The 15,867-nt window shown below is 34.5% G+C and carries 17 protein-coding genes and 1 riboswitch; all 17 genes read left to right on the top strand.

The annotated features are described in order from the left end of the window. The first annotated feature begins 15 nt into the window (after positions 1-15). Positions 16-1,059: a threonine-phosphate decarboxylase CobD gene (gene cobD / locus QO263_RS17205; RefSeq protein ID WP_285624129.1), complete on the top strand. Its 1,044-nt coding sequence runs from the start codon at positions 16-18 to the stop codon at positions 1,057-1,059. Positions 1,060-1,079: 20 nt separating this feature from the next. Beyond that, positions 1,080-2,318: a helical backbone metal receptor gene (locus QO263_RS17200; RefSeq protein ID WP_285624127.1), complete on the top strand. Its 1,239-nt coding sequence runs from the start codon at positions 1,080-1,082 to the stop codon at positions 2,316-2,318. A 25-nt stretch (positions 2,319-2,343) separates the two neighbouring features. Next, on the top strand, positions 2,344-3,384 hold the full coding sequence (locus QO263_RS17195) for a FecCD family ABC transporter permease (protein ID WP_285624125.1): 1,041 nt from the start codon (positions 2,344-2,346) through the stop codon (positions 3,382-3,384). A gap of 11 nt (positions 3,385-3,395) precedes the next feature. Next, entirely contained in the window at positions 3,396-4,172 is a 777-nt protein-coding gene (locus QO263_RS17190; protein ID WP_285624123.1) for an ABC transporter ATP-binding protein, read from the top strand. A gap of 277 nt (positions 4,173-4,449) precedes the next feature. Beyond that, positions 4,450-5,010: a bifunctional adenosylcobinamide kinase/adenosylcobinamide-phosphate guanylyltransferase gene (cobU, locus tag QO263_RS17185; RefSeq protein ID WP_285624121.1), complete on the top strand. Its 561-nt coding sequence runs from the start codon at positions 4,450-4,452 to the stop codon at positions 5,008-5,010. 167 nt (positions 5,011-5,177) lie between these two features. Further along, positions 5,178-5,909 carry an adenosylcobinamide-GDP ribazoletransferase gene (cobS, locus tag QO263_RS17180; RefSeq protein WP_285624118.1) on the top strand — a complete coding sequence of 244 codons (732 nt, stop codon included), beginning with the start codon at positions 5,178-5,180 and terminating at the stop codon, positions 5,907-5,909. Then, positions 5,909-7,267, top strand: a complete 1,359-nt coding sequence (locus QO263_RS17175; protein WP_285624116.1) for a cobyrinic acid a,c-diamide synthase CobB — start codon at positions 5,909-5,911, stop codon at positions 7,265-7,267. The genes cobS and QO263_RS17175 overlap by 1 nt, the downstream gene beginning before the upstream one ends. Before the next feature lie 108 nt (positions 7,268-7,375). Next, positions 7,376-8,002, top strand: coding sequence for a precorrin-8X methylmutase (locus tag QO263_RS17170; protein WP_285624114.1), 627 nt, complete (start codon positions 7,376-7,378; stop codon positions 8,000-8,002). A gap of 3 nt (positions 8,003-8,005) precedes the next feature. Beyond that, the gene (gene cbiD / locus QO263_RS17165) at positions 8,006-9,121 is read left to right on the top strand and encodes a cobalt-precorrin-5B (C(1))-methyltransferase CbiD (protein WP_285624112.1); all 1,116 of its coding nucleotides are present in this window, start codon (positions 8,006-8,008) and stop codon (positions 9,119-9,121) included. Further along, positions 9,118-9,738, top strand: coding sequence for a precorrin-6y C5,15-methyltransferase (decarboxylating) subunit CbiE (gene cbiE, locus QO263_RS17160; RefSeq protein WP_285624111.1), 621 nt, complete (start codon positions 9,118-9,120; stop codon positions 9,736-9,738). Before cbiD ends, cbiE begins: the two co-directional genes overlap by 4 nt. Further along, positions 9,731-10,321 (top strand): precorrin-6Y C5,15-methyltransferase (decarboxylating) subunit CbiT, encoded by a 591-nt coding sequence (cbiT, locus tag QO263_RS17155; protein WP_285624109.1) that lies wholly within the window; start codon positions 9,731-9,733, stop codon positions 10,319-10,321. The genes cbiE and cbiT overlap by 8 nt, the downstream gene beginning before the upstream one ends. A 6-nt stretch (positions 10,322-10,327) precedes the next feature. Further along, a complete protein-coding gene (gene cobM / locus QO263_RS17150; protein ID WP_285624107.1) occupies positions 10,328-11,083 on the top strand; it encodes a precorrin-4 C(11)-methyltransferase in 756 nt (251 codons plus the stop codon). Further along, a complete protein-coding gene (gene cbiG, locus QO263_RS17145) occupies positions 11,080-12,093 on the top strand; it encodes a cobalt-precorrin 5A hydrolase (protein ID WP_285624104.1) in 1,014 nt (337 codons plus the stop codon). Before cobM ends, cbiG begins: the two co-directional genes overlap by 4 nt. After that, the gene (cobJ, locus tag QO263_RS17140) at positions 12,094-12,834 is read left to right on the top strand and encodes a precorrin-3B C(17)-methyltransferase (protein ID WP_285624102.1); all 741 of its coding nucleotides are present in this window, start codon (positions 12,094-12,096) and stop codon (positions 12,832-12,834) included. Next, entirely contained in the window at positions 12,831-13,589 is a 759-nt protein-coding gene (gene cobK / locus QO263_RS17135; RefSeq protein ID WP_285624101.1) for a precorrin-6A reductase, read from the top strand. The genes cobJ and cobK overlap by 4 nt, the downstream gene beginning before the upstream one ends. 15 nt (positions 13,590-13,604) lie before the next feature. Beyond that, positions 13,605-13,788: riboswitch (cobalamin riboswitch) on the top strand. Between the two features lie 158 nt (positions 13,789-13,946). Continuing rightward, positions 13,947-14,729: a sirohydrochlorin cobaltochelatase gene (locus QO263_RS17130; protein WP_285624100.1), complete on the top strand. Its 783-nt coding sequence runs from the start codon at positions 13,947-13,949 to the stop codon at positions 14,727-14,729. Positions 14,730-14,757: 28 nt separating this feature from the next. Beyond that, positions 14,758-15,813, top strand: a complete 1,056-nt coding sequence (locus tag QO263_RS17125) for an ABC transporter substrate-binding protein (RefSeq protein ID WP_285624099.1) — start codon at positions 14,758-14,760, stop codon at positions 15,811-15,813. The last annotated feature ends 54 nt before the right edge of the window (positions 15,814-15,867 follow it).

Here is a 15,867-nt window from a genome sequence, read left to right as displayed (position 1 = left end):
AGGAGAAAAGTACGCATGAATAAACACGGAGGATACTATGGAGAAGATCATCAGGAAATAACGGATTTTAGTGTCAATATAAATCCGTTAGGGGTGCCTGAGCTATTGATAGAAGCTTTAAAAAAAGAACTGGAAGAAATGGTGAGATACCCTGAAATAGATGGGATAAGTGGAAGGGAGTTTTTGGCTCATCATCTAGGCTTGAAAAGTGAAAACTTCATACTTGGTAATGGAGCTACAGAGCTTATATATCTATTTGCTAGGAGCATAAGAGCCGAAAAAGTACTCATTGTGAAGCCTACTTTTACTGAATATAGCAAGGCTTTTGAATTGGCAGGAAGCAGCATATATAACTACTATACTAAAGAAGAAGATTTTACCCTACAAATAGAAGAACTTATTTCTACTATAGACCATATAAAGCCAAATGTATTAGTTATATGCAATCCCAATAATCCTACAGGAGTATTTACTGAAAGCAAGGAGCTAATTCCTGTGCTAGATAAGCTTAAAGAAATAAATGCATATTTATTTATAGATGAATCATTTATAGATTTCACTGATAAAGAGTCTTGCATGTCATTCGTTGAGGAATATAACATATTTATACTTAGGTCAATGACTAAGATATATGCAGTACCAGGTTTAAGGATAGGATATGGAATTGGGAGAGAGGATATCGTATCTAAGCTTAATGAAATGAAGGAGCCTTGGACTATAAATAGTCTTGCCCTTAGAAGCATACCTTTACTTTTAAAGGACGACCAATATTTGAAGCAAACTCAACAATGGTATTTTGAAGAAAAGCAATTTTTATACAATGAGCTAAGAAGCATACCTGATATCAAGATAATTCCTAGTGAAACAAACTTTTTCTTAATTAAACTTCTTAGACATACTTCGGAGTCATTAAAGGAGTACTTGCTAGATAAAAAAATCTTCGTAAGAAGCTGTAAGGATTTTGAAGGCCTATCAGATAAATATATAAGGATAGCAGTGAGAAAAAGAGAAGAAAACATGAAAATCATATATGCAATTAAAAAGTATATGGAACAATAAAAAAACAGGAGGAAACAAAAATGAAAAATATATCTAGATTATTGTTAATTTCAATTTTAATAACAGCACTATTTTCAGGATTAGCTTTTGCATCTACTAGCTTAAAGTTTGATGGCAGTACAAAAGTCTTAACTACAGAATTAAAGGACGGAAGGACCTTTGTAGCGGGAAGTAGCTTAAAAAGCCTTGGTTTAGACTTTACACTAAATCAAAGTACGGCAATAGTAAAAAATAAAGAAGTAGAATTGAGATTTACATTGAATACAAACAAGGTTAAAGTAAACAATACAGATTTTACCCTAGATTCAAAGTCATACAAAAATGGACAGGAAGTGTATTTGCCACTTAGATTTATTCTTGAAACATTAGGCTATGATGTTAAATGGGACAAAGGCACTAATGGTATAAGAGCTGATAAGCAAAAAAACATATCTTATCCAGTGACAATAGAAAGCAATGAAATTAAGTATACTGTAGCTAAGGAGCCAAGCACTATAGTATCATTAGCGCCAGATGTGACAGAAACTCTATTTGCCATAGGAGCAGGAGACAAGGTTAAGGGTAGAACCCAATATTGTAACTATCCTAAGGCTGTTTCAGCTATAAAAGAAGTAGGGAGTATGTATGAGCCTAATGTTGAGGTGGTTATAGATATTAATCCAGACCTTGTAATAGCTGCTACTCATTATAAAGAAGAAATTTTAAACAAGTTTAAAGAAGGCAAGCTATCAGTACTTGCTAAAGAATCACCTAAAACATTAGAAGAGATGTATGACTATACATTAAAAATAGGTGCAGTGGTAAATAAAAACTATGAAGCAAGGGCCTTAGTTTCAACTATGAAGTCAAAGGTAGAGACAGTAAAGATGTATACTGGCAATGTAAAGAATAAACCAAAAGCTTATTATGTAGTTGGCACAGGACAATATGGTGAGTATACAGCAGGGAAGGATACTTTTATATCAGAAATCATAAGAGTAGCTGGAGGAATAAATGTAGCGGATGATGTGACAGGCTGGAGCTATAGCTTAGAAAAGCTTATAGACAATGATCCTGATATTATATTTGGACCAGACTCAGATTATGAAACAATGACTACAAGTGACAACTATAAGGGATTAAAGGCTATTAAGAATAATAATTACAAAATAGTAGATAGAGATGTATTCAGCAGGCCTTCACCAAGGCTAATAGATGAAGGATTAAAGGTACTTGTTGAAATGTTTAATAAAAATATAGTTAACAAATTAAGCTTTTAGACTACATTAAGGTATGTGATAGTACATGAGAAAAAACAATAAAATAAAAATCATTATACTGTTAGGGATACTGGCTATTTCTATACTTTTTTCTATAACAGTAGGCGCTGTAAAGATTCCTTTGAAAGATACAGTGAAAATAATATCAAGTAAGATTGGCTTCTTAAGCTCCAAGGTTGATATTAGTAATATTAAGGAGTCAAATATATTTATTGTATTAAGCATAAGACTTCCAAGAATACTACTTGCGGCATTGGTTGGGAGTGTATTAGCAGTTGTAGGAAGCTCTTATCAAGCCATATTTAAAAATCCAATGGCAGACCCCTATGTAATGGGTGTATCATCAGGGGCTGCCTTTGGGGCAACCATAGGAATTGTACTAGGACTTAACAAAGGAGTATTCGGTTTTGGGATTACTTCAATATTTGCCTTCGTCGGTGCATTAATTACCACTATAATAGTCTATAATTTAGCTAGAGTTGGGAATAAAATATCCACTACATCTATACTTCTTGCAGGAATTGTAATGAGTTCTATACTATCGGCTGGAGTATCTATAATGATGATATTTAATCATGACGAACTGGCCAGTATAGTATCATGGACTATGGGAAGCTTCAATGGAGCTAGTTGGAAGCAGATAGGAGTTATAGTTGTCCCTGTAGCAGCAGGTCTTGTCTTCTTAGTTTCACTTTCAAGAGAAATGAATGCCATAGTTATGGGGGAAGAAGATGCTCAAAATATGGGGGTAAACGTGGAGAGAGTAAAGAAAATGATACTAGTAACTGCATCCTTGCTTTCTGCTTGTGTAGTATCTGTAAGTGGAATAATAGGCTTTGTTGGGATAATTGTGCCTCACTTATTCAGACTTTTATTTGATGCTGATCACAAGATGCTTTTGCCTGTATCAGCTATTGGTGGAGGAATATTCCTATTGCTTAGCGATACTTTAGCTAGAACCATAGTTCCAGGCACAGAAATACCAGTTGGAATAATTACTTCCATATTTGGAGGACCATTTTTCTTATATTTATTAAAAAAATCAAAGAGTAGAAAGCTAATATAGAGGTGTACATTATGAATTCTGCTGTAGTTATTGAAAGATTAACTTTTAAATATGATACTGATGAAATTTTGAAAAGTATCGATATAGATATTCCAAAAGGAAGCTTCGTAGGTATACTAGGGCCAAATGGCTCTGGTAAAACTACGCTTTTAAAGAATATATGCAATATACTTAAACCCAATGATGGGAAAATTATTGTGAACAACAAAAATGTATCTAATATAAAATACAAGGAATTAGCTAAGATAATAGCTGTTGTTCATCAGACTACTGACATTCAATTTGATTTTTCAGTTTTTGATGTGGTACTTATGGGAAGATTTCCATATTTAAATAGATTTCAGAGTGAAGGCAAAAAAGATATAGATATTGCAAAAGAAGCTATGCTCAGTACTGGAACTTGGGAACTGCGAGATAAGAGTATAAATGAAATAAGTGGCGGGGAAAGGCAAAGAGTTATGATAGCAAGGGCTTTAACACAGCAGCCAGAGATACTCATACTTGATGAGCCAATATCACATCTAGATATAAAATATCAGGTTGGGATACTTGACCTTTGTAAAAAGCTCAATACACAAAATAAGTTGACTGTAATAATGACTCTTCATGATATAAACCTTGCAGGAAGATATAGCGATTATTTGGTTCTCTTAGATAAAGGACAAATAAAAATCATGGATACACCTGAAAAAGTTCTGACTCAGGAAAACATATCAAATGTATATGATGTAAAAGTAGATATTCTTAAAAGGAATGGAGATAAAACTCCGTATATTATACCGATGTAAATAGCTGAAAAATACAATGCTTGTTGCTTTGAACGAAGTAAAGAATCTATTTCAAAAACCTAGACTCATTCGCTACGCTCAGAGTGACAAAAAGAGGGAAACCTAGACTCATTCGCTACGCTCAGAGTGACAAAAAGAAGAAAGGCTAGACTTCTTCGCTATGTTCAGAGTTACAAAAGTTGCCACATTGAACATATAATCTTGTCATCCTGAGCGTAGCGAAGGATCTCAAGCTATGAACGTATAATTCTACTATATTCTGTTAAGGAGAGGTCATATGTCCAAATTTATTTTAGTCACAGGTGGAGCCAGAAGTGGAAAAAGCAGTCTAGCAGAGACTAAGGCCAAGGAGCTGGGAGAGAAAATAGTATATATAGCTACTGCCATAGCCTTTGATGATGGTATGCGAGATAGAATAAAAAAGCATAGGGCTTCAAGACCTGATACTTGGGCTACTATTGAGAGATATAGAGGCTTCAATATATTAGAAAAAGAGAAGGATTTTCTTGAATGTGATTTAGTCCTCTTAGATTGTATGACTCTCATGGTTTCCAATATACTTTTAGAAGGTAATATAGATTTTGATAATTGCTCTATGGAAGAAATAGATTCATTAGAGGAGAATATATTTAAAGAAGTAAAAGAGCTTTTAGCAGTAATCATTAAGCATAAAAAGAAGCTGATTATAGTAACTAATGAAGTGGGAATGGGGCTAGTGCCTTCATATAAATTGGGAAACATATTTAGAGATATTGCAGGCAGGATAAATCAATATCTGGCAAAACAAGCAGATGAAGTATATTTTACTGTGTCTGGAATTCCTTTGAAAATTAAATAAGACTGTCGCCCAAGCTTTAAAGAAATATAATGGGGACATGCTCTTATTCTGATATAAAATCTTTAGACTCTTCATAATACTTAGAGTGGCAATTCTGGTGTTGTTCCGAACACAATCTTGTCATTCTAAAGTCAGTGAAGAATCTATAAAACTAAGTGAGGCCTGAAATGAAAAGTTTGCTATTGATGATAACCTTTTTTACACGAATACCAGTAAAATACAATTATGATTATGATGAAAAAGACCTTATAAATGGGATAAAATTATTTCCTGTTATTGGGCTAATCGTAGGCTTTATTATGTATATACCTGCGTTTTTCAAGGATATTGTACATGCTCCGGTGATAGCTCTATTATCATGGATTATTTATATATGGATAACTGGAGGTCTTCATATAGACGGTTTGGCTGATACATTTGACGGCGTATTCAGTAACAGAGATAGAGAAAGAATTTTAGAAATCATGAGGGATAGCAGGATAGGAACCTTTGGAGTCATTGGTATAATTATGATACTAATATGGAATCTAGTATTTACATGTTATATTGACTTTAAGCTTCTTATTATGCTGCCTGTTGTTGGGCGTAGTGCTGCTATTTTATCAGCATCAAATAACAAATATGCTAGAAAAGGACAGGGGATGGGTAAGGCATTTATAGAGAATTGTAGAAAAAAAGAAGTAGTCATTTCTACAACTTTTGCCATCATTTTAAGTCTTTTAGTGGGATATCCCATTAGTACAATAGCCTTATTTTCTACACTTGCCGTAGCAATACTAATATCAAAATATATTAATAACAAGATTGGCGGCAATACTGGAGATACTATAGGATTTATTATAGAAATATCTCAATCAGTATTTATTTTATTTGCATATCTATTAGGGAGGTTAATGTAATGAAAAGAGTAGTAATAGCTGGAACACATAGTGGGTGCGGCAAAACTACAGTAAGCTTAGGAATTATGGCAGCACTTACTAGGAGAGGGAAAAAGGTAGCACCCTTCAAGGTTGGACCTGATTATATAGATCCCAGCTTTCATAGATTTGTTACAGGGAATCCTTCATATAACTTAGATAGCTGGATTTTAGACAGCAATACTGTAAGGTATTTGTTCAATAAAAACATTCAGAATATGGATATATCTATCATTGAAGGCGTCATGGGAATGCATGATGGCTTTGGAATAGATAGAAGCAATGGGAGTACAGCCCATGTAGCAAAAATCACAAAGACTCCAGTAATATTAGTAGCTGAAGCTAAGGCCATGTCCACAAGCGCAGCAGCTCTTGTAATGGGATATATGATGTATGACAAAGACGTAGAAGTTAAAGGAGTAATATTTAATAAGGTCTGTGGTGAAAAGCACTATGAAATGCTTAAGCTCGTTGTTGAAAGAGATTTAGGCATAAAGTGTTTAGGATATTTTCCCAAAAATGCAGACATATCCTTAAAAAGCAGACATCTAGGTTTAATTCCCGCTGATGAAGTAGAAGAACTGAATCAAAAAATAGATGGCTTAGTAGAGCTTGTAGAAAAATACATTGACTTAAATGCTTTAGAAGAAATTGCTAATGTGGAAGATATAGAGACTGTAGAGAATCCTGCTAAAGATATTCTTATGAAATACAAAGGACTTAAAATAGGTATTGCAATGGATACTGCATTTAGCTTTTACTATCAGCATAATCTACAGCTAATGGAAGAAGCAGGCGTTCAGCTTTTACCATTTAGTCCCTTGAAAGATACTAGTGTGCCAGCTGAAGTAGATGGTCTTTATATAGGCGGAGGATTTCCTGAGATGTTTGCAGAAAATCTGGAAGAAAATACTTCCATGAGAACAGATATTAAAACATTGCTTGATAATGGACTTCCTGCTTATGCAGAGTGTGGAGGACTAATGTATCTTACAGAAGGAATAGTAGATTTACAGGGACAGTATCACAATATGGTTGGATTTTTTGATGCTAAATCTATGATGACTAATAGATTAAATCGCTTTGGCTACGTGAATGTTGAGACTAAAACAGGAATAAAAATACGTGCCCATGAGTTTCACCGATCATGTATAGAGAAAAATGATGCTCTAGAATACTACTATCATGTAACTAAGTATAGAGAAAAATTTATAGGTGAATGGAAATGCGGATTAGTAAAAAATAATGTAGTAGCAGGCTATCCTCATATTCACTTCTATAGCAACTTAGAATTTTTAGAAGAGTTTTTGAATAAATGCTTAGACTATAAAAGCAGATAGATTGGAGGAGAGTAAATGGACAAAGGTTATATTCATGTATATACAGGAAACGGAAAAGGTAAAACCACTTTAAACAGCTATATCAGCTTACTGTGAGGAGGATTAGCATTGGATAAGTATGTAAAAGATCCCAAAGAAATAGAGTGTAGAAGCTTTGAAATAATAACAGAAGAATTAGGAGAAAAAAAGTTTGAAGAAAGCATGGGCAAAATAGCTAAAAGAGTAATCCATACTACAGCAGATTTTGAATATGCAGACTTACTTGAGTTTCATCCAAAGGCTATTGAAGCAGGCAAGAAAGCACTAAAAGAAGGCTGTTGTATTTATTCTGACACTCAGATGATAATAGGTGGAGTAAATAAAAAAAGTCTTTCAAGGTTTGGAGTACAAATATTCAATTTCGTTCATGATGAAGACGTAGCAAAGAAAGCTTTAGAGACTGGTATCACTAGATCCATGATAGCCTTAGAAAAAGCAGCTTCAGATATGAGCATAAGAATATTTGCAATAGGCAATGCACCTACTGCTTTGTTTACTTTAAAAAGGCTCATAGAAGAAGGAAAGGCAAAGCCTGATTTAATAATAGGAGTACCTGTAGGATTTGTCGGAGCAGCAGAGTCTAAAGAGTCTATTAGAGATTTAGGTGTACCCTATATAATAACCAGAGGCAGAAAGGGCGGAAGTACTGTTGCAGCAGCAATAATCAATGCCTTTTTGTATATGCTACAGGATTAGGTTATGCTAGAACGGTATGTAGTAAAGGATGGAAAAAAACTACGATACGGATATACTACAGGCTCTTGTGCAGCAGCAGCTGCAAAAGCTGCTACAGAAATGCTCTTTTCTAAAAGAGCACTAGACTTTATAGAAATAGATACTCCAAAAGGATGGAAGCTTAGGCTTAAAGTAGAAGAACCATCTTTTAGCCATAGTTGTGCAACCTGCTGTATAGAAAAAGATGCAGGAGATGATCCAGATTCTACTGATGGTCTAAAAATATATGCAGAGGTTACTAGAAACCATGAAAGAAAAATTAATATAACAGGCGGAGTAGGCATAGGCATGGTTACTAAGCCAGGTCTATCAGTACCTGTTGGTGAATACGCTATAAATCCAGTACCTAGGGAAATGATTTTAGCAGAGGTTGGCAAGGTGCTTCCTCATGATAAGGGTGTTAATATCAAAATATATGCGCCAGATGGAGTTCAAATAGCAAAAAAAACCTTCAATCCTAAGCTGGGTATAGAAGGAGGAATATCTATTATTGGAACATCAGGAATAGTTGAGCCTATGTCAGAGGAAGCACTTAAAAGCTCTTTAGAGCTAGAACTATCTATATTAAAGGAACAGGGTATTAAAAAAATAATTTTTTCACCGGGAAACTATGGGAAGGATTTTGGAGCAAAGTATAAATTAAACGAAAAGGTGCTGATTAAGACTAGCAATTATATAGGGTTTATGATAGATAAAGCAGTTGAATACAATGTAGAAGAGATTTTCTTTGTAGGACACATAGGAAAGCTTATTAAGGTTGCTGCTGGAATATTTAACACTCATAGTAAGGTAGCAGATGGCAGATTAGAAACCCTTGCAGCAAATTGTGCACTCCTTGGAGGATCTCAACTGCTTGTGAAAAGCATAATGGAGAGCAACACTACAGAAGAAGCTATAGACTTTATCCTACTAAGTAATATGGAAAAAGTATTTGACTTTATTGCACAGAAGATAAGCAAAAAATGTGAAGAAAGGGCCTATGACCAGATTAAATTTGGGACATTAATTTTTTCTTTAAAGCATGGGATGTTAGGCATATGCAGCAATGGTAAATTAATGCTTGAGGAGTTCAAGATATGAGTAAGATAGCAGTAGTTGGACTGGGACCAGGTCATACTGATTATATATTGCCTAAGGCGCTAAGTGCTATAGCACAGTCAGATATAGTAATTGCAGGAAAGAGAAATCTTGAAAGCATCGATGTAAGTGGTAAAGCTACTTTTATAGTAGGAAATAACCTTTCTCAAATGATAGAGTTTATAAATGATAATAGAGATAGTAAAAAAATATCTGTAGTAGTTTCAGGAGATACGGGATTTTATAGTATGCTTAGATATTTAAAGAAGTATTTTGGTGCTGAGGAATTAGATGTAATAACAGGCATAAGCTCTATGCAATACATGTTTGCAAGGATAGGACAAAGCTGGGAAGATGCTTATTTAGGAAGCCTACACGGTAGGAAAAGTGAATTTATTGAAAAAGTTAAAGAATATGACAAGGTAGGGCTGCTTACTGACAATAAGTGGACTCCAGATAAAATTGCTACTGAGCTATTAATAAATGGAATTGACCAAAAGATAATGTATGTGGGAGAAAATCTATCATACGAAAATGAAAAAATAACTAAAGGAAGCATTGAGCAATTTGCGGAGAAAAAAGAATACCATATTTGTGTGGTGGTGATTAGCAATGAGTAGATGGGCTTATGCCACATCAGGAATACCTGATAGCTTATTTAAACGTGGGAAAGTGCCTATGACTAAAGAAGAAGTAAGGGCTATTACTATAAGTAAATTAAGGCTGGAAAGTACAGATTCTATAGTAGATATAGGGGCAGGCACAGGGTCTATATCCGTAGAAGCTGCTTTAGTGGCTAATGAAGGAAAAGTATATGCAGTGGAAAAGAATAAAGAAGGCATACAGCTTATTAAGGAAAACAGCAGTATTTTTAGTGTGAATAATATAGATGTAATAGAAGGAATAGCTCCAGAAGCTTTAACCCAAATAGGTAAAGTTGATAAGGTAGTATTGGGAGGAACAGGAGGAAACATAATAGGTATATTCGACTGGGTATCACATAATTTGAAGCCAAACGGCAGAATAGTAGTCAATGCCATTACAATAGAAAACCTGTATAAATCCCAAGAGCTTATGAAATCAGGAGAGTTTGAGAACATAGAAGTTATATGCGTGTCCATAGCTAAAGGAAGAGCAATAGGCAGTTTAACTATGATGGAGTCTCAAAATCCAATATACATTATATCAGCAGATAAGAGGTGAATTAATATGAGCAAGGTATATTTTATAGGTGCAGGACCTGGAGATCCAGAGCTGATAACCATAAAAGGTAAAAAAATAATAGATGAATCTGATGTAATCATATATGCAGGCTCCCTTGTAAATGAACAGGTGCTACAGGACAGAAAAGAAGGAAGTGTAGTGTACAATAGTGCATCTATGACATTGGAAGAAGTAATAGAAGTGATAGATGAGAGTATCAGAGAAGGAAAGAAGGTTGCTAGAGTTCATACAGGAGATCCTAGTATATATGGGGCCATAAGAGAGCAAATAGATGCTCTTGAAAAGCTAGGCATAGATAGTGAAGTAATACCTGGAGTTAGTTCTTTTGTAGCATCGGCTGCAGCTATTAAAAAAGAATTTACGCTTCCAAATATTTCACAGACAATAATATGCACTAGATTAGAAGGAAGAACTAAGGTACCTGAAAGAGAAAGTCTTGAGAGTCTAGCATCGCATAAGGCCTCTATGGCCATATTCCTTTCTGTACAGATGATAGATCAGGTTGCAGACAGATTAAAGGAGCATTATGGCGAAGCCACACCAGTTGCAGTGATACAAAAGGCTAGCTGGGATGATCAAAAGATAGTAATAGGAAATCTTAGCAATATAGCTGAAAAAGTGAAGGCAGAAGGAATAACTAAAACCGCACAGATTTTAGTGGGAGACTTTTTAGGTGATGAGTATGAATTATCTAAGCTATATGATAAGAATTTTAGCCATGAATACAGGAGTGCCAAGTGAACTGGGCAGTAGTTACATTAACTAAAGGGGGAACTCATCAGGCTAAGAAGGTAAAGAGATTGCTAAATGAGATGAACTTAGACATCTATACATTAGAAAAATGGACTGATGAAGAAACATTAACAATAGACAGAAAGCTTGATGAATTTATAGGAAGTATATTTTATAGCTATGACATTATACTTTTTATCATGGCTACTGGAATAGTAGTCAGAAGTATAGCAAAGTATATAGTAAATAAGACTACAGACCCTGGAGTATTAGTCATGGATGAAAGAGGGCAGTTTGTAATAAGTCTATTGTCAGGACATTTAGGAGGAGCCAATAAAGCCGCTGAGCTATTGGCAGATAAAATAGGAGGACAGCCTGTAATAACTACTGCATCAGATGTGAAGGGTTTAATAGCAGTAGATACATTGGCTGAAAAATTAGATTGCCAGATATCCAGCATGACTAATGCTAAAAATGTTACAGCACTTATAGTAAATGATGAGATGGTCCGTATAGAATCCGATATAGATATGGGCATAGAGCTTCCTGACAACATAGTAACAGAGGGAGAAGCAAAAGGTAGGATTTACGTAACCAACAGGATTTTGAATATTGACCATATATATGAGGTTCAACTAATACCTAAGAACATAATAATAGGCATAGGATGTAAGTCAGGAATTAGCAGTGAAGCTATAATATGTGCAGTAACAGAAGCATTAAATTCTTTAAATATTGACTGTAGAAGTATAAAGCATTTTGCAACAGTGGATGTTAAACAGAAGGAAGCAGGAATATTTGAAGCCGCAAAACACTATGAAACTATTGTTAAGATAGTTCAGAGAGAAGAAATAAAGACTGTAGAACATAAATTTCAGTGTTCAGAGTTTGTGAGAAAAACCATAGGGGTAGGTGCAGTTTGTGAGCCTTGTGCTGCACTTACAGCTAAAAAGGGACATTTTTTAATGAGAAAAAAATCTTATAGTGGAATAACTTTATCTATATGGGAGGAAGTATAGATGAAAAAAATAGGAAAGATATATGTAGTAGGAATAGGTCCGGGAAATAAGGAGCATATGACCTTAGAAGCTAAAAATGCTATAGACAAATCAGACATAATAGTTGGATACAAGACTTATGTGGATTTATTAGAAGATATGATAAAAGATAAGGAAGTAGCTTCTAGTGGAATGAAAAAGGAAATAGAAAGATGTGCAGAAGCCTTAGAATATGCAAAACAGGGCAGGATTGTATCTTTAGTTAGCAGTGGAGATTCTGGTGTCTATGGAATGGCTGGAATAATGCTTGAAGTAGTATTAAAGGATAAAAGTGATATAGAAGTAGAGATAGTACCAGGAGTTACAGCCGCAAATGCAGCGGCAGCATCCCTAGGGGCGCCTATTATGCATGACTATGTTACTATAAGCCTAAGCGATCTGCTTACAGATTGGACTCTGATTGAAAAAAGACTTCATTGTGCAGGTGAAGGTGACTTTGTAGTATGCCTGTATAATCCTAAAAGTAAGGGAAGACAACAGCAAATAGAAATAGCCAGAGAGATACTGTTGAAATATAAAAGTGAAAATACAGTAGTAGGAATAGTCAGAAATGCTAAAAGAGCCGGCGAATCAGTTATCGTAACTACACTTGGAGACATGCTAAGGCATGAAATAAATATGTTTACTACAGTTATTGTGGGGAATTCAAACACCTACTCAGTAAAAGAAAAGATGATAACACCTAGGGGATATAAGCTATGATACTAGTTTTATCAGGGACATCTGACGGCAGAAAAATAATAGAGCTGCTGACTAATATGGGATATCCAGTAATAGCCTCTACAGCTACAGAGTACGGAGGAATGCTGGTTGAATCTGATAAAAATATAACAGAAATAATATCTAGAAGATTAGAAAAAACTGATATGGAAAAGCTAATAAGAAAAAAAGATATAAAATATATAGTAGATGCTACCCATCCATATGCAGATAAGGTTTCAAAAAATGCTATGGCTGCAAGTAAATCTATGGGAATACAATATTTAAGATTTGAAAGAGAAGGGCATGTATATGATGGAGTACATTATTTTCCAGACTATAACAGTGCAGTACTATATTTAAAAGAAACTCAAGGGAATATTCTACTGACTACTGGCAGCAATAATCTACAGGCTTTCACATCTTCTCTTGACATCAGTAGATTATATGCAAGAGTCCTTCCTACCCATTCTGTAGTGAAAAAATGTGAAGAGCTGGGATTGCTTCCAAAGCAGATAATAGCAGTTCAGGGACCTTTTACAAAGGAGCTTAATAAAGCCATATATTGCAATTATAATATAAGGCATATGGTGACAAAGGATAGTGGAGACGTTGGAGGTACTAAAGAAAAGGTTATAGGAGCAATAGAAGCAGGAGTAAATGTAGTTATGATACAACGTCCCAATATAGAGTATACAAGCTTATGTAATAGCATAGATGAAGTTATAGAGACTGTTAACAAGAGTTATAAAGTGTAACAATGTAATAAAATTAAATAGTTAAAAATTACAGGTGCTTTAACAAGAATAATAGGGAAAGCGGTGTGAATCCGCTACAGCCCCCGCTACTGTAAGTGGGAACGAAATCATTATTTGCCACTGGAGAAGCTTCTCTGGGAAGGTTTTGAGAGTAGGAAGTACCACGAGTCAGGAGACCTGCCTGTAAATTTTATAAATAAGCCTTCGGTGGGAAGTGGTTATTTTGTGTATAGATTTTTTATGCATACTACGAAACCATAGTTTTAAAGGCTGTGGTTTTTTTATTTGCTTAAATACAAATACACTACACCTCATTGCAGAAGGAATGTTGACAAAATAAAAATTAAGGAGGGCAAGATGAAAAAAGGAATTGTTGTAGTAAGCTTTGGTACTAGTTATGAAGAAACTAGAAGACTATGCATAGAAAGCATAGAAAACAAAATTAAAAAAGAGTTTAGTGACTACCAAGTAGAGAGAGCATTTACTTCTCAGATGGTAATCAATAAACTAAGAAAGCGAGATGGAATATTAGTAAATAATGTAACAGAAGCATTAGAAAAAATGAGACAAGAAGGGATTTGTCAAGTTTTTATACAGTCTCTTCACATAATACCTGGACATGAGTACAATAAGCTTTTAAGACAGGTTGAGTTGTTCAAAGAAAAGAATAGTGACATTACAATACATGTAGGAGCACCATTGCTAAACAATGATGCAGACTATAAAAGGTCAGTTGAAGCAATTGAAATAAAAGCCTTAAATAATAATGAAGCTGTGGTTTTCATGGGACATGGAACTGACCATGATTCAGACAGTAGCTATGATTTATTAGAAAGACAGTTTAGAGAAGAGTATTCAGACAAGATATTTATTGGAACAATAGAAGGCAGTTCCAAATTAGAGGATATAATATCTCAGCTGTTGGAGCAAAAAATAAATAAGGTGAAGTTAATGCCTTTCATGCTTGTAGCTGGGGATCATGCAATGAATGATATGGCTGGTGATGAAGAGGATTCATGGAAAAGTATATTAATAAGCAATGGATTTCAAGTAGAAGTAACCATGAATGGATTAGGCGAAAATGAAAAAATTCAGGATATATTTGTATCACATTTAAAAGATGCTATGAAAAACAATTAACTATAAAAAATACTAGGAGGAATAACTTATGAAAAAATCAAGAATAATCTCATTGTTATTAATTATTGTAATGGTTGGAGCAATATTTGTAGGCTGCAATAGAGAAAATCGAGGAAATGATAATAATGTATCAAGCAATATCAATGAAAGTAACAATGAAGGAGAAAAAGAAAATAAGGATCCAGAGACCAATAAAGCTGTATCTGAATATGGAGTAACTATTAATGATGACAATGTTGTATTTACAGATGCAAGAGGAGAAGAAGTAACTATTAAAAAACTTCCTCGAAAAGTAGTTTGCTTATACAATTCCTATCTGGATATTTGGGATAGCTGTGGTGGAGAAGTAATAGGCAGAGTAGAAGAATCAGAAGAAAAGCCTGTTGAAAAAGCTATGTCAGCTGAAGTTGTAGGAACTTCTGGTGCTCCAAGCCTTGAAAAGGTATTAGCACTAGAGCCAGACCTAGTTATTGTAACTAATGGCTTCAAGGTTCAAGCAGAGATGGTACCAGTTCTAGAACAAAATAATATTCAAGTTATATCCTTAGGAAATGATTATTTAGAGGATTATTATAAAACAGTAAGACTTTTCACTGCAATAACAGATAGAGAAGATTTGTATGAAAAGCATATCAATGAAGTTAAAAAGGGTGTAGATGCAATAATAGAAAAGGCACCTAAAGATAAAAATTACAAGACTTTAATAGTATTTGCTTCAGCTAAAAGCATTACCGTAAGAAACTCAGAATCAATGGTAGGAGAAATGCTTAAAGATCTTAATACTATAAACATATCTGATGGTGAAACTGATCCAGCAAATGCAAAAGTATTTAGTATGGAGAAAATAATACAAGAGGATCCAGATTTTATTTTTGTACAAACTATGGGAAGTGACAAGGAAAAAATAATGGAAAGACTAAAGCAAGACGTAGAAGATAACCCAGCATGGGCATCACTTACCGCAGTAAAAGAAGGAAGATATATAGTTCTTCCAAAAGACTTATATCTATATAAACCAAATGCAAGATATGCAGAGGCATATGAGGGCTTAGCAAAAATACTTTATCCAGAAATATTTAATTAATTAAATAAATGATATGGCTGTATAGTCTCTTTAGGCTATACAGCCTATGTCTAA

Origin of the sequence: Proteiniborus sp. MB09-C3 (assembly GCF_030263895.1) — a bacterium.
Lineage (GTDB): Bacteria > Bacillota > Clostridia > Tissierellales > Proteiniboraceae > Proteiniborus.
Note: the sequence above shows the minus strand (reverse complement) of the source record. Positions and strands in the feature narration are given on the sequence as shown.

Excerpts from the sequence above, each read along its gene's own strand:
- cobD (WP_285624129.1), top strand. The coding sequence starts at position 16 with ATGAATAAACACGGAGGATACTATGGAGAAGATCATCAGGAAATAACG.
- QO263_RS17200 (WP_285624127.1), top strand. The coding sequence starts at position 1,080 with ATGAAAAATATATCTAGATTATTGTTAATTTCAATTTTAATAACAGCA.
- QO263_RS17195 (WP_285624125.1), top strand. The coding sequence starts at position 2,344 with ATGAGAAAAAACAATAAAATAAAAATCATTATACTGTTAGGGATACTG.
- QO263_RS17190 (WP_285624123.1), top strand. The coding sequence starts at position 3,396 with ATGAATTCTGCTGTAGTTATTGAAAGATTAACTTTTAAATATGATACT.
- cobU (WP_285624121.1), top strand. The coding sequence starts at position 4,450 with ATGTCCAAATTTATTTTAGTCACAGGTGGAGCCAGAAGTGGAAAAAGC.
- cobS (WP_285624118.1), top strand. The coding sequence starts at position 5,178 with ATGAAAAGTTTGCTATTGATGATAACCTTTTTTACACGAATACCAGTA.
- QO263_RS17175 (WP_285624116.1), top strand. The coding sequence starts at position 5,909 with ATGAAAAGAGTAGTAATAGCTGGAACACATAGTGGGTGCGGCAAAACT.
- cbiD (WP_285624112.1), top strand. The coding sequence starts at position 8,006 with ATGCTAGAACGGTATGTAGTAAAGGATGGAAAAAAACTACGATACGGA.
- cbiE (WP_285624111.1), top strand. The coding sequence starts at position 9,118 with ATGAGTAAGATAGCAGTAGTTGGACTGGGACCAGGTCATACTGATTAT.
- cbiT (WP_285624109.1), top strand. The coding sequence starts at position 9,731 with ATGAGTAGATGGGCTTATGCCACATCAGGAATACCTGATAGCTTATTT.
- cobM (WP_285624107.1), top strand. The coding sequence starts at position 10,328 with ATGAGCAAGGTATATTTTATAGGTGCAGGACCTGGAGATCCAGAGCTG.
- cobJ (WP_285624102.1), top strand. The coding sequence starts at position 12,094 with ATGAAAAAAATAGGAAAGATATATGTAGTAGGAATAGGTCCGGGAAAT.
- cobK (WP_285624101.1), top strand. The coding sequence starts at position 12,831 with ATGATACTAGTTTTATCAGGGACATCTGACGGCAGAAAAATAATAGAG.
- QO263_RS17130 (WP_285624100.1), top strand. The coding sequence starts at position 13,947 with ATGAAAAAAGGAATTGTTGTAGTAAGCTTTGGTACTAGTTATGAAGAA.
- QO263_RS17125 (WP_285624099.1), top strand. The coding sequence starts at position 14,758 with ATGAAAAAATCAAGAATAATCTCATTGTTATTAATTATTGTAATGGTT.